Annotated in this window: 13 protein-coding genes; 4 read left to right on the top strand and 9 right to left on the bottom strand. The window is 51.5% G+C overall.

What is annotated here, in order from left to right; translation table 11 throughout:
- The first annotated feature begins 141 nt into the window (after window positions 1–141).
- A complete protein-coding gene (locus tag QUD54_RS01780; RefSeq protein WP_286337251.1) occupies window positions 142–1221 on the top strand; it encodes a tyrosine-type recombinase/integrase in 1080 nt (359 codons plus the stop codon).
- Window positions 1218–2138, top strand: a complete 921-nt coding sequence (gene rnz / locus QUD54_RS01775; protein ID WP_286337250.1) for a ribonuclease Z — start codon at window positions 1218–1220, stop codon at window positions 2136–2138. Before QUD54_RS01780 ends, rnz begins: the two co-directional genes overlap by 4 nt.
- Here rnz and QUD54_RS01770 read toward each other — a convergent pair.
- Together QUD54_RS01770 and QUD54_RS01765 are read right to left on the bottom strand one after the other, a co-directional pair.
- Window positions 2135–2659 carry a hypothetical protein gene (locus QUD54_RS01770; protein ID WP_286337249.1) on the bottom strand — a complete coding sequence of 175 codons (525 nt, stop codon included), beginning with the start codon at window positions 2657–2659 and terminating at the stop codon, window positions 2135–2137. The two genes, rnz and QUD54_RS01770, sit on opposite strands and share 4 nt — an antisense overlap.
- 70 nt (window positions 2660–2729) lie before the next feature.
- Window positions 2730–3182, bottom strand: coding sequence for an NUDIX domain-containing protein (locus tag QUD54_RS01765; protein ID WP_286337248.1), 453 nt, complete (start codon window positions 3180–3182; stop codon window positions 2730–2732).
- Between the two features lie 18 nt (window positions 3183–3200).
- On the opposite strand from QUD54_RS01765, the gene QUD54_RS01760 reads away from it, so the two are divergent.
- Window positions 3201–3953: an Lcl C-terminal domain-containing protein gene (locus QUD54_RS01760; protein ID WP_286337247.1), complete on the top strand. Its 753-nt coding sequence runs from the start codon at window positions 3201–3203 to the stop codon at window positions 3951–3953.
- A 6-nt stretch (window positions 3954–3959) separates the two neighbouring features.
- Here QUD54_RS01760 and QUD54_RS01755 read toward each other — a convergent pair whose 3' ends face one another.
- The 6 genes from QUD54_RS01755 to QUD54_RS01730 form a co-directional block, all read right to left on the bottom strand.
- Window positions 3960–5024, bottom strand: coding sequence for a hypothetical protein (locus tag QUD54_RS01755; RefSeq protein ID WP_286337246.1), 1065 nt, complete (start codon window positions 5022–5024; stop codon window positions 3960–3962).
- 3 nt (window positions 5025–5027) lie between these two features.
- Window positions 5028–5897: a lysylphosphatidylglycerol synthase transmembrane domain-containing protein gene (locus QUD54_RS01750; RefSeq protein WP_286337245.1), complete on the bottom strand. Its 870-nt coding sequence runs from the start codon at window positions 5895–5897 to the stop codon at window positions 5028–5030.
- Window positions 5898–5966: 69 nt separating this feature from the next.
- Complete coding sequence (locus QUD54_RS01745) at window positions 5967–6926, bottom strand: glycosyltransferase family 2 protein (RefSeq protein ID WP_286337244.1); 960 nt, start codon at window positions 6924–6926, stop codon at window positions 5967–5969.
- The gene (locus QUD54_RS01740) at window positions 6926–8503 is read right to left on the bottom strand and encodes an ArnT family glycosyltransferase (protein WP_286337243.1); all 1578 of its coding nucleotides are present in this window, start codon (window positions 8501–8503) and stop codon (window positions 6926–6928) included. The genes QUD54_RS01745 and QUD54_RS01740 overlap by 1 nt, the downstream gene beginning before the upstream one ends.
- Window positions 8500–9831, bottom strand: a complete 1332-nt coding sequence (locus QUD54_RS01735) for a UDP-glucose dehydrogenase family protein (RefSeq protein WP_286337242.1) — start codon at window positions 9829–9831, stop codon at window positions 8500–8502. Before QUD54_RS01735 ends, QUD54_RS01740 begins: the two co-directional genes overlap by 4 nt.
- Before the next feature lie 14 nt (window positions 9832–9845).
- The gene (locus tag QUD54_RS01730) at window positions 9846–11336 is read right to left on the bottom strand and encodes an ArnT family glycosyltransferase (protein ID WP_286337241.1); all 1491 of its coding nucleotides are present in this window, start codon (window positions 11334–11336) and stop codon (window positions 9846–9848) included.
- Window positions 11337–11526: 190 nt separating this feature from the next.
- Here QUD54_RS01730 and QUD54_RS01725 point away from each other — a divergent pair, with 190 nt between their 5' ends.
- A complete protein-coding gene (locus tag QUD54_RS01725; RefSeq protein ID WP_286337240.1) occupies window positions 11527–11844 on the top strand; it encodes a hypothetical protein in 318 nt (105 codons plus the stop codon).
- Window positions 11845–11956: 112 nt separating this feature from the next.
- Here the strand turns inward: QUD54_RS01725 and hemH are convergent, their stop codons facing one another.
- On the bottom strand, window positions 11957–12898 hold the full coding sequence (hemH, locus tag QUD54_RS01720; protein ID WP_286337239.1) for a ferrochelatase: 942 nt from the start codon (window positions 12896–12898) through the stop codon (window positions 11957–11959).
- Between the last annotated feature and the right edge of the window lie 49 nt (window positions 12899–12947).

Below are 12947 nucleotides of genomic sequence, written 5' to 3'. Positions count from 1 at the left end.
TAATAATATATTAATCGCCAAGTGAACATTTGATCATGCAGGTTGTGAAGCTGATTTTAAAGATGATGGCGATAAAATATAGTTTGAAAATTATAGTTTTCAATACTTTTGAATCTATTTCCATGACACAGGATTCTGACTATGCGATACCCGCTCGATTTCGAAAACCGCTTCGACAAAACACTGCTTTTCTGGATGGGCCGCTACATGCACTCCAAGCTCAATTCGCTCTCCAACCGCCAGGTCAACGACCCGCAAATGCTCGCGCGTATCATCGCGCAGCTGCGTACCGGTGTCGATGGTATAGAGACACTCTCACGTCTTGCCAAAGAGGCGCGAAATGCAGGGCTGATCGGCATCAATACCTACTACAAGCCTCTGGAAAAACTTTACATCTATCTGACCGATCTCGGGCTCGCTTCGATGAAAGAGATCGACGAAGAGCTCATCAGCGACTTTCTGGCTTCGGCGACCGCGACTCTTTCGGATGCGACCAAAAAGAACTACCGTATCGCGATGATCAACTTTTTCGGCTATATCGACAAACAAAACGGCGATATGGACTCGAAAGCTCACCATTACGGTATCGAGCTGAAAAACTGGGGCGGTTTGTCCGGTAAAAGCGGTACCAAACTCCCCTCTTACATGCAAGAAGCCGAAGTCGAACGCTTTCTCGAAGCGATCGAAACCCATCCCTTTCAGACGGCCGTGGCGGCCAGAAACCGTCTTTTGATCAAACTGATCCTCTTTACCGGCATCCGCGTCGGCGAAGCGCTCCAGCTCAAAACCAAAGATCTGATTCCCGAAGGCGACATCTATCTCATCCGCATCACCGGCAAGGGGAACAAGGCGCGTGTCGTCATGATCAAAGCTTCTCATATTAATGAATATCTATCCGAATGGATGCAACTGCGCCAATGCGAAAGCGATTGGCTCTTCTGCAACAAAAAGGGTACTCCCCTCACCCAGGCCTATGTCAGCCGCATCGTTGAGAAGATATTGATGCAAGCAGGTATACGGAAAGAGAAGAACGGTGCCCACATGCTGCGCCACACTTTCGCAACGATGCTCTACCTTAAAAAGAGAGACCTCGTATTGGTGCAGGAGGCGCTGGGACACGCCAGTCTCGATACGTCGCGAATCTATACCCATTTCGACAAGGAACGGCTCAAAGAGGCGGCTAGCGTCATGGACGATATCGCAGGAGGGGGCAGCAAATGAACAAGATCATATTTCTGGGAACCTCGGCCGGCGTCCCGACACGAAACAGAAATGTCTCCGCCCTCGCCCTTCAGCCTGAAAACTCCAAAGCCTGGATGCTTTTCGATTGCGGTGAAGGGACACAGCATCAGCTTCTCAAAACGAGTCTCAGTGCCTACAACCTCTCCCGTATCTTCATCACGCATCTACACGGTGACCATGTCTACGGGCTCTGCGGGCTTTTGGCATCCAAAGGGATGCAAAGAGCCGAAATGCCGCTGGAGATCTACGGCCCGCCCGGCATCAAGGAGATGCTCGAAACGGTCATGAAATTTTCACAGCTCAACCTTCCCTTCGATCTGAAAATCTTCGAGATTTCGAAAGATACGACAATGCGTTTCGAGGGAATGCGTATCGTTGTCGTCGAGCTCTCTCATTCAATCACATCGTATGGCTTTGTCGTCATTTTCGACGATACGCCCGGACGGTTCGATATCGAAAAGGCCAAGGCTCTCGGGATTCCGGAAGGGCCACTCTATTCGAAACTGAAAAGGGGCGAAACGGTGAAGCTGCCCGACGGGCGTTCGATCGACGGCAGAGATCTTGTCGGTGTGCCGAAAAAGGGCAGACGCATCGCCATCGGTGGGGACAACGACGACCCCCTTCTATTTTCACCTTTCGCGCCGTACGACCTCATGATCCATGAAGCGACCTACACACAGTACGATTTCGACCATCTGCCCAGAAAATTCAAACACACCACGGCGAAGCAGTTGGCCGAAGCGGCACAGAAAATGGGGGTGGAATGGCTCATATTAAATCATATCAGCCCAAGATACGATAAAAAAGGAAGAGTTTCGGAGTTGGTGGAGGAAGCGAAGCGCCATTTCGACGGTAACGTCGAAGTGGCGTATGATTTTATGCAGATAGAGATTTAGTCTATGGCGTTTTCGAGGTCTTTGTCGCTCGTGACGAAATCCACCTTTTCGACGATAGCGTGGTCGAGGTCTACCACCATAATGTAATCTTTATATTTTTCGTTCCTGAACTTCTCGGAAATTTTTTCATCGAGAATCAGATAGATCGGGTATTTGTGCTTCTGCAGGTCCGGAAGTGCGACATATTTGAGGATCATCGAAGGCATACCGCTTACATCCGCGATGAAGACGACATGTTCTTTCGCCAGGAAATCGTTGGGTTTGGTATTGAGGTACTCTTTGACCAGATGGCCTGTCGCCTTACCGAATACGATAATCACTTTTTCGGTATCGGGTGTAACACTGCCCTCTTTCCCGAACTGATCCTTCAACGTTCCCGACTCGAACGGTTTTCCCACTTCGATTGCAGGTGCGACTCTCCCCTCTTTCACCTCGATAAGAGGTTTCTCTTCCACTTTGTTGTTACAGCCGCTCATGAGAAGCGCCGAGGCGAAGAGTGCCGCCAACAGTTTGATTTTCATACACATTTCCTTCTGTAAATTTTCGTGCATTATAGTCAAATGCAAGCTGTAAAATACTTTTGCAGTCGCGTTAGTTTTTTCGAAGAAGCTCAGCCAACCGCTCGAGAAATGGAATCTGGGAAGCGACAATCACCTCTTTCGCTTCTTCGAGGCCGAACCATGCCGCCCTGTCCACTTCCGGGAACTGCATCACCCTCCCCGACTTCGGTGGCCATTCAAGCTCGAATGTATTGGATCGTATCTCGGTCGAAGGCTCCACCTCCACAGCCCAGGCATGAATTCGTTTGTTCGAGCTCTTGACGTCGCCAAGCGGAAAAAAATCTCCATCGATCCTCTGCCCTGTCTCTTCGAAAAACTCCCGTGTTGCCGCCTGCAGAAGATCTTCTCCCTCTTCCACTTCCCCTTTGACGATACTCCACGACCGCTTCTTCTTTTTCCAGAAAGGGCCGCCCATATGGACGAGGTAGACTTTTATTCCGTCGGGATCTTGTTTAAATGGTAAAATACCTGCACTCAGTTTCATATAAAGGATTATACTGCAATGCGATCTGTCTTGATAACGATGGTGTCGGCACTATTGCTCTTTGCCGGCGAGTTCAGGGAAGTAGATGGAACCTACGACTATTTCCAGGCACGCAATGTGTGCGGGCAGAAACTCGGCAATGGATGGCGTGTACCGGAGATATGGGAACTTTTTCCGCTTCGTGGAGAGACGGAAAAATTTGGAAAAGATAAGCGCTACTGGAGCGGCAACACGTTGGGTGAGGCACGGATCGTGAAGATGATCCGGCATGAAAACGAGTATTTCGTCAACAACAAGGATATTCCGGCCTTTGCCTTCTATCTGCAGGACGGAGACATTACGCCGACGCCAAAATGGGTCAAAGCGCATCTCATCTGTACGAACCAGGCAAAGGTGATGCAGTCGGACGAGGGTTTCGAAAAACTTCCCGACGGACGGGTGGTGGATCGCCGCAATGGGATTATCTGGGAATCGATAGAGAAGAAAACCAGACGTAACCTCAAGCTTCCCTTCGAAGGAGCACAGGCCTATTGCGAAGAGAGGAAGATGCGTCTTCCCACCCTCGACGAGCTCTATGCCATCGTCAACTACAACTATGTCAAACCGGCCGTCAACAAGTCGATTTTCGGACCGATGCATTTGAAGTACTATTGGAGTGACGACGAATTCGGTGATAACGAAGCCTATGTGGTGGGTTTCAGCGTCGGCTCCGTCGCGACGAGCGAACAGGAGCATAGGAGCTATTTCCGGTGTGTCGAAGATATGGAATGAACAACTTTACGATGGGCTTCCGGCGGGTTTCAACCCATTGGCCCGTGCGATGATCTCATCGGGCGGAAGCCGGTAGAGTATGGCCAGTTCCTCCAGAATCTTTACGTCGATAAATCCGTCGGTCAGTGCTTTGGCGATGGCGTCGATGCGCTCTTCGGTGTTTCGGCTCTCGCGAAGATGCCGCATCAAAGAGGCTGTCTCGTCGGTGCGAAGGTAGAGGATGTCGTAAAGCCTGTCGGCATCTTCCGGCTCGATGCCGTTGTCGCGGCAGAGAGCTTCGAGAAGTTTTTCATCGATTTCGTTGGCGGCAAAACTCTCCACGACGACGGCGGTTTTGCCAAGATAAGTCGGCTGCGCATCGATTCGTGTCTGGATGTCGGATGTCATGTGTGTCTGACTACCGATACAGGCGCTGATCTTGACGTGAGACGCGGTATCCTTATCGAACCGTATGGCGAACAGCAGGGGTGTTTCGGGGGGTACGGCAATCTCCAGTACGTCGAGCGCCTCGTCGAGTGCAAAGAGCGGCGTATCGGCCGGCAGTTGGAGCGTGTAGGCGATACCCTCGATCCGGCGAAGCGTTCTCGCTCTGTGTGCCATGCGCAGGACCGCTTCGCGTAGATGTCTGCCTTCTGCATGATAGAATCGATTGAAGGTATGGGGTTTTAGAACGTCGAAATGATCTTCGGCTCCCAGCATAAAATCTTCTGGCGTCGCTTCCAGGAAGAGCGTTTCGACACTTTTGACGGCGTGAGAAAAGGAGAGTGTCGCCAGCGACTCCAGTTTCACCGGTATCGGAACGAGGCCGCTTTTCAAAACGTTTTCCGTCATCGGTCCCGTGCGCTCCGGTTCGGGAAAGAGCAGGAGGCCTCGGCCCTGAAAAGAGCGGATGGCTTTTTCCATCCGATCGTCCAGCGAGGAGACGACGAAGACGGGAAGCCGGCCGGTGTCGGCTGTTTTCATGGTACGTTCGGGTGTCGGTGCGACAACTTTCGTGTGCTTGCTCAGATTCGCCATTTCGATGGCTTGTAAAGCGGCTTCGTCCAGGGCGATGAACTGTAGTGCGTGCATAGTTTACGGGACCTCTTTGTTTGGAGTTTGTGTCACCCGATTGAGCAGAAAGAGACCCATCAACGATGAGAGTGCCGTTATCATGAAAAAGAGAAAGGAGAAGGTGACGCCGAGGCTCGGTTCTTCACCGATATATCCGAGGCCATAGAGAAATGTGAGCTCCCGTACCCCTACCCCGCCGATGGTGAGCGGCAGGACGGCGACGACGCTCGAAACGAGGAAGAGCGTCAAATACTCCAGCATGGCATGGTCGATCGCGAGGCTCTTTACAATGGCCCAGGCGCATAGAAGCTGCAGCAGCTGGACACCCAGCCCCCAGAGCATCGTGGTGTTGAAAACCTTCAAAAAAATGCCAAAGAGCCATTTTGTCGCGATATAAGCGATGGGAAAAACGGTAACGGCCAGACCGAGCGATATCCATGCCGTCCATGAACCCAGAAGATTCGCATAGTCACTGAAAGCGAAGAGCAGAGAGGCGTAGAACGCCAATGCCGCGAGGCCGCTCAGCCTGTCGAGCAGGACCGCCTGGAAAAGTGGTTTGACCCCATGTTTGTAGTGACGGTTAAGCAGGTAGATTTTGTAGCCGTCACCGCCGATACCGCCCGGCAGAAAGAGGTTGTAGAACATCCCGACGTAGTAGAGGATGAGGTTGTAGCCCTGTGACAGTTTCAGGCCGGCCGCTTCGAAGTAGATATTGAGCCGGAAAGCACTGGCGATTTTGGAGAGGTTGAAGAGGATGAAGGCCGCGAAGAGCCAGAAAGCGTCGGCACTTTGCAGTGAAAATTTGAGTTGGCCGATATCGACCTTTCGCAGCACGAACCAGAGTGCCGCGATGGTCAGAGAAATTTTGAGAAGAAGTTTGAACTTTTTCATAATGGGATATTCCCTCTCTTCACGAACGACTCCGTGAAGGGATTCCTCTCACCGAGGGCGAGACTCCTCTCAAGAAGAGGAGGTGTCCTCGGTGTTCGCTTTGCCGACGTAGATCTCTTTGATCGTGTAGGGTTTTTTGTTCTGCGACTCGAAATAGGTTCGCATGATCAGCTCCGCGACAAAACCGGTCGTGATGAGCTGGATACCGCCGAGTGTGAGCAAAACACCGAGTGTCAGCAGAGGACGCTGGCCGATGCTTTCGCCAAAAAGTTTGAGAACAAACATATAGGCGTCAATCAAAAGACCGATGCTGAGCATCGGCACACCGAGTGTGCCGAACAGATGCATCGGTTTTGTGCGGTACTTCTGCATGAAAAGCATCAGCAGCAGATCGCTGATGACGCGGAAAGTGCGGCCGATACCGTATTTGCTCTCCCCGTGAATGCGTGGATGGTGGCGGACATCGACTTCGGTGATCTTTGCACCGTACATCTTGGCCAGTACCGGGATAAAACGGTGCAGCTCTCCATAGAGGCCGAGGTTTTTTGCGACATCGCGTTTGAAGACTTTGAGCGTGCAACCATAATCGTGCAGGTAGACGCCGGTTGTTTTTCGGATGATGGCGTTGGCGATCTTGCTGGGGATCTTGCGTAGAAACATACCGTCTTTACGCTTGGCACGGCGTCCGGCGACCAGATCCCAGCCTCCTGTTTCAAGTTTGGCGATCATCATAGGTATATCGGCCGGGTCATTCTGCAGATCGCCGTCGAGTGTGGCGATGAGGTCGCCCTGCGCCTCTTCGATGCCCGCTGCCATTGCCGTTGTCTGGCCGAAATTGCGGTTGAAGACGATGATTTTGGTGCGTTCGTCGGCCAGCTCTTTCATCCGTTCGACCGTGCGGTCCGTGGAGCCGTCGTCGACCATAATCAGCTCGTAGTCGATGCCTATGAGGGCTTTTCTGACCGCATCGAAAAGCGGTGCAATGTTATCCTCTTCGTTCATCACGGGAATGACAACCGAAAGTTTCATCAAATTCCTTTATCTCTTTTTGGTTTGCCGGCACGTACGATGACGATGCCGTACTTTTTAAAGATGGGCTGATAGCTCTCGAGCTCTTGTAGTTTCGTTACTTTCGTCAATACGAGTTCACCCGCTTTGGGGGCGCGTCTGGGGACGATTTTCTCGGAGTATACCATAAAACTGGGCATATTGATGCCCCACATCACGACATCAAGATGATGTTTTTTGGCAAATTGCGCTGCCTCTTTGACAGGCTGCTGGGCAAGTGCGGCATAGGTGGGAAGAATCGTTCCGTTCACGAGAAGAAGCGAGATGGCGGAGGTGAGAACCGCCTTGGTGAAGTTTCCGTAGCGCATCTTCCATACGATCAGCAACGCCATGAAAAGTATGGCGATCTCCATCTTGTAACGCCAACCGAAGAGCCCCTTTCCCTCGAGGATCAAAGCTTTGGCGAATTCATCTTTGATCGTCGGCAACAATGCCTGCGCAATCTCCGGCAAGAAGAGAAGAACCGTCATCAAAATTCCAAGCGGAAGGACGATCCAAAGAGACGAGCGAACCTTTTCAAACCCCAGCGCCATCAGGATGAATAGCGGTGTATAGCCGTAGATGACATAGTGCGGAAGCTTCGTTCCGGAAAAGGAGAAAAAGATGAAGACAAAGCCAAACCAGAGCGTCAGAAAGAGGATGCGCTCATCCCTGAACCAGGTTTTGATTTGAGCAAAAGCGACGAGCAGGATACCGGTATGGGGCATCGTGCCGACGAGAAGAACCGGGATATAGTAAAGAAGCGAGCCGCTGTGCCCCTCGAAAGAGTTTTCGAAACGCGACAGGTTGTGTTTGAGGAAAAAACCTTCGATAAATTTCATCCCCTGCTCCCGGTACTCCAGCCAGTACCACGGCCCGGCGATCAGCAGAAAGATCAGGATACCGACCGGATTGAAAACCGATTTGGCCCAAAAGAGCAGATCGCGCTTGATCGCGAAGTAGAGAAACGTGACGACGAACGGAACCATGACCGCGACCGGACCTTTGGTCAGAACACCCAGAGCGATCGCCGCAAAGGTGAGGTATAGCCACTTTTTTTCGCGATTCTGGATGTAGAGGAAAATGGCGAACATACTTCCCGCGATCCAAAGATTCAAAAGGGAATCGGCGATGGCCGCTTTGGCGATGACGCTGATTTGGAGTGCCGAAGCCATGAAAACGGCACTGAGAAGTGCGGTTTTTCGCCCGTAAAGATGCTTGGAAAAGGCGTAGAGCAGCAGGGTCCAGGCCGTAGCGGCAAGGGCTGACGGCAGGCGGAGGGCAAATTCGTTCAGTCCAAAAAGCTTGACACTGGCTGCTTGCAACCAGTAGATCAGGATAGGCTTGTCGAAACGGAGTTCACCGCCGAGATATGTGGTGATGTAGTTGCCCGAAGCCAGCATCTCCCGTGTCGCTTCGCTGAAAGCCCCTTCGTCGAGATCGAAAAGGGGAACGCTTCCGAGATTGAAAAAAAAGCTGAGATAGACAACGATGGCGAGCGCGAAATGTCCGTAACGTTCCAGGTTTCTGTCGAAATCGGCGGCGGTTATACGGTTCAAACTTCCGGCACCCCGATCTGATGATACTCGAACCCTTTTTTCTTTAACTTCTCCATATTGTACTGATTGCGCCCGTCGAAGATGATCGGCTGCCCGAGACGCTGTTTCATCTCGTCGAAATCGGGGCTTCTGAACTCTTTCCACTCCGTCACCAGCAGCATCGCGTCGGCTCCGTCGAGGGCGTCGTATTTGCTCTTGGTGTATTCGACATTCGGGTTGTCTTTGAGGTAGTGGCGCTTCGCCTCCTCCATCGCTTTGGGGTCGTAGGCGCGTATCTTCGCCCCCCGTTTCGTCAGTTCGTCGATGATCGTGATGGAGCTCGCTTCGCGCATGTCGTCGGTTTCGGGTTTGAAACTAAGCCCCCATATGGCGAATCTCTTGCCCGTGAGGTCTTCGCCGAATCGTTTGACCACCTTGTCGGCCAGGACCTTTTTCTGGTCTTTGTTGACCGCTTCGACCGCCTGGATGATGCGGGGTTCGTAACCCGCATCCTGTGCGATCTTGTTGAGTGCCTGCACATCTTTGGGGAAGCAGCTTCCGCCGTAGCCGCAGCCGGGGTAGATGAAGCTGTAGCCGATGCGGCTGTCGCTTCCGATCCCGATGCGTACCTTGTTGACGTCCGCACCCACACGCTCGCAGATGTTGGCGATCTCGTTCATGAAGCTGATCTTGGTGGCGAGAATGGCGTTGGCGGTATATTTGGTCATTTCGGCACTGCGCACATCCATCGCGATGAAACGTTCGTGGTTGTGGGTGAAGGGGGCGTAGAGATCTTTCATCACCTCCATCGCCTTCTCGCTCTCGGCCCCGATGACGACGCGGTCCGGTTTCATGAAATCTTCGATGGCCGAACCCTCTTTCAGGAACTCGGGGTTGCTGATGACATGAAAAGGGATGTTGACCCCTCGTTTATCGAGCTCTTTTTGGATCGTCTCTTTGACCTTGTCGGCGGTTCCTACGGGAACGGTCGACTTGTCGACGACGATCATCTCATGCGTCATATGCTTTCCGATCTCTTCCGCCACTTTCAAAACATACTGCAGATCGGCACTGCCGTCTTCGCCCTGCGGGGTGCCGACGGCGATGAATATGACGTCGGTTGCCTCCAGCGCCTCTTTGATGTCGGTCGTGAACGTGAGTGTGCCTTTGGCGTGGTTCTCTTTGACCATCGCCTCGAGGCCCGGTTCATAAATAGGGATGATTCCGTTTTTGAGGTTTTCGATTTTGTTTTCATCGATATCGACGCAGATGACGCTGTTGCCCATCTCGGCGAAGCAGGTGCCCGTGACGAGGCCTACGTAGCCCGTTCCTACCATACTCAATTTCATAGTTTGTATACCCTCTACTTTGATGTGCCGGCTGGTGAGTAGCCTTTGAAATGTTTCAGATAGTATACATGATAGACCATTTTATAATCTTTATAGAGCGGAATCACGATTGTCTTGATCTTTTCGACCTCTTCGAACGCTTTTTTCACGTCTGAAATCTCTTCGCGGTCCGTGACATAGACGAACTCTTCCCCCAGCTGTTTTTGAAGCGACGTTGTAAGTTCATAATGGTCCAGAAGCGTATGTTTCGGGTTCCATTTGACGGCATCGAACGGATGCGGATGGATATAGTAGATGAGCTCCGCCATCGTTTTGCGGTCGTCGGAGAGAAGTTTCGCCTCCGGATGCTCTTTCAGTATGGCTTCGACTTCTCTGCCGAGCTCTTTCCAGCCCCGTACCCGCTTGTAAGGGTCGGTTTTTCGTGTCAGTTCGATCTGCAGCGTTTCGGTGATGTCGTGGTAGTGGTAAAAAACCACGCCCAACAGCACGTTGATGCCGATAGCGGCGGCGAGCCAGCGCTTTCGGCCATGCAGTACCAGCCACGAAACGACGAGGAGCGTCGAAGCGACATACATCGGCGCCGACCAGTTGGCATGGGCACGCGAAAGGAGGCTTATCGTGAGAATCAGGGCGAAAAACGGGAGGACGAACCACCATAGCAGCGTATAGCTTTCGTTCTGTTTCAGCGTTTTGTAGCGCGGCAGAAGGGCAAGGAGCCACCCAAAAAGTATGGGGCCGAAAACGCCGAACTGTGCGCCGAGAAACTCGAACATCCGCCCGGGATGGAAAAGTTCTCCTTCGAGGTGGGCATTGTCTTCGGTATGTTTGAAACTGACGAACTCGTGGGTATAGTTCCAGTAGAGGTTGGGTAGATAGATGAGTGCCGCCAATCCCATCGTCACATAAAGTTTAGGATTTTTCAGATGGTGCCGGTGGGTTTTCGAGGTGACGAGGTATGCGAAGGCCGAAACGACGAAGATGATCATCGTATATTTGCTGAGCAGTCCTCCGCCTCCCGCCAAGGCGGTGACGAGCCAGTCGCGCCAGCTGTCGCTCTTGAGGGCTTTGACGAAAAAGAGCATACCCAACGACCAGAAGAAGAGAAACGGCACGTCGGTTGAGATGATGAGAGACGAGAGCCAGACCGCTGGCAGCGTGATGAAAGCGACGGCACTGTAAAAAGCCACTTTCTCGTCGAAAAGCTCTTTGGCGAGGAAGTAGATGTTTAGCGTGGTAAAGATGTAGACGATGGGCGATGCGATCTTGATACAGACGAAGCCGTCACCGCAGATGGAGGTGGCGAGCATGATGAGCCATGCCACCATCGGCGGTTTGGAGTAGTACCCGAAGTCGAAATGCTGCGCCCACCCCCAATAGTAGGCTTCATCGGCGTAAAGATCGATACTCGACGCGGCCTGTGTCAGCATGAAGATTCGGTAGGCCGTCAAAAGAAAAAGCAGAATGAGAAGGTTTGAAAGTGTATCGTAGCGTGCTGTTTTTGGCATTATGGTCCTGAAGCGTTAAATGATGATGCTATTTTAGCAAAAAAATCAGGGCTTGATCTATTAGTTTAATTTAGATAAAATATAAACTCTTCTGCACTTCCACTCTCTACTTTGTTATTGAACCGTAACCGGAATCGGGTAGAATGAAAAATAGATACCATTGAATTGAAATGAAAGGAGGAAAACGTTAATGATGCATGAACTCAATGCAAGAGTCGTCAAGATCATCGGCACGAAATATCCGCGCCTCAGAACGATGATACGCAATCATCCTTATACGAAAATCGTAGGTATGGGTGTCGTGAAATGTCTGCTCGATGATATGCATATGACGTCCGATGAGGTCTCGGATGAACTTCTCACGGAAATGATAGAACGGGGAATCGAACTCTATCATGAAAAAGAGGATGAGATCAAAGAGATTCCCGTACTCGAACACAAACGCCACGTACTCTGTGATTATCTGCAGCGGGTTGCGACCGAATATCTTGAACTCTCCGCAGGTTGAGGTGCCCAAGCGCTACCAAACCACCAAATGAATGGAGCCCATTCGGCTACGCCAACACTCTCTTCTTCTCACTGTTAGGTTTGCATGCAGCCAGACCGTGCTGCACCGATTCCTATACCATTCGACGATATAGCAGCTCAAGCGCTCGGACAAACGTTTCCGAGTCATTCGGGCAGCGACACACCTTGTATGTTTCAAACTTCAGTTTATCCGCCACCTCTTTATACTCGATATCGAGTTCGAACAGCGTTTCGGAGTTGTCGATCGTAAACGAAATCGGATAGATCAGCACCCTTTTGTTCTTGATCTCTTCAAGCATTCTCTCGAGTGACGGTGTCAGCCATTTGAGCGGCCCCACTTTCGACTGATAGGCCAGATGTACCTGGTTGAAGACGATCCCCTTTTCGCGCAGCCTCTCCACATGTTTTTTCACTTCGGCTTCCACCTGCTTTTTATACGGATCACCACGTTTGATGACACGTACCGGCAGGCCATGGGCCGAAAAGACGAGGTTGAGCGACTTCGGATCTTCGCCCCCGAGTGTTTCGATGATTTTCTCTTCCACACTCTCGAGGTAGGGTTCGAAATCGTAATAGTGAAGTGTACTTACCATCGTAGGGTGGTAGCCGATCTTTTTCGCCGCAGTACGGATATCTTCGATCGACGATGCTGTCGTGGTGGTCGAAAACTGCGGGTACATCGGGATAAGGTAGAGCTTTTCGACTCCTTCTGCTTTAAGACGTCTCAGAATATCCTGTGCGAACGGAGGTGTATACCGCATGATGATCTCTACCTTCGCATCGTCGATGCGGGCCTGTAACTTCTCTTTCAGGCGTTCGGTGATGGCAAGGAGTGGCGATCCGCCGCCGATCTTCTCGTAATTCTCTTTGACCTCTCCCAAGCGTGTGGCAGTGATGTAGTCGGCGAGATTTTTGCGGACAAAGGGCGGTGCTCCGATGATGCGTCGGTCGTTGAACATATTTTTCATAAACACTTCGATCTCAGCCTGATTGGAGGCCCCACCCATATTCATTAATATGACTGCTTTTTTCACCCGTTCTTCCCTTTTTTATCGCCATTTTCAATCGTGTATAGTAGTCTAA

The organism is Hydrogenimonas cancrithermarum, assembly GCF_030296055.1.
Taxonomy (GTDB): Bacteria; Campylobacterota; Campylobacteria; order Campylobacterales; family Hydrogenimonadaceae; genus Hydrogenimonas; species Hydrogenimonas cancrithermarum.
Note: the sequence above shows the minus strand (reverse complement) of the source record. Positions and strands in the feature narration are given on the sequence as shown.

What these genes read in the sequence shown, in the direction of transcription:
- QUD54_RS01780 (WP_286337251.1), top strand. Translation starts at nt 142, where the DNA reads ATGCGATACCCGCTCGATTTCGAAAACCGCTTCGACAAAACACTGCTT.
- rnz (WP_286337250.1), top strand. Translation starts at nt 1,218, where the DNA reads ATGAACAAGATCATATTTCTGGGAACCTCGGCCGGCGTCCCGACACGA.
- QUD54_RS01770 (WP_286337249.1), bottom strand. Translation starts at nt 2,659, where the DNA reads ATGAAAATCAAACTGTTGGCGGCACTCTTCGCCTCGGCGCTTCTCATG.
- QUD54_RS01765 (WP_286337248.1), bottom strand. Translation starts at nt 3,182, where the DNA reads ATGAAACTGAGTGCAGGTATTTTACCATTTAAACAAGATCCCGACGGA.
- QUD54_RS01760 (WP_286337247.1), top strand. Translation starts at nt 3,201, where the DNA reads ATGCGATCTGTCTTGATAACGATGGTGTCGGCACTATTGCTCTTTGCC.
- QUD54_RS01755 (WP_286337246.1), bottom strand. Translation starts at nt 5,024, where the DNA reads ATGCACGCACTACAGTTCATCGCCCTGGACGAAGCCGCTTTACAAGCC.
- QUD54_RS01750 (WP_286337245.1), bottom strand. Translation starts at nt 5,897, where the DNA reads ATGAAAAAGTTCAAACTTCTTCTCAAAATTTCTCTGACCATCGCGGCA.
- QUD54_RS01745 (WP_286337244.1), bottom strand. Translation starts at nt 6,926, where the DNA reads ATGAAACTTTCGGTTGTCATTCCCGTGATGAACGAAGAGGATAACATT.
- QUD54_RS01735 (WP_286337242.1), bottom strand. Translation starts at nt 9,831, where the DNA reads ATGAAATTGAGTATGGTAGGAACGGGCTACGTAGGCCTCGTCACGGGC.
- QUD54_RS01730 (WP_286337241.1), bottom strand. Translation starts at nt 11,336, where the DNA reads ATGCCAAAAACAGCACGCTACGATACACTTTCAAACCTTCTCATTCTG.
- QUD54_RS01725 (WP_286337240.1), top strand. Translation starts at nt 11,527, where the DNA reads ATGATGCATGAACTCAATGCAAGAGTCGTCAAGATCATCGGCACGAAA.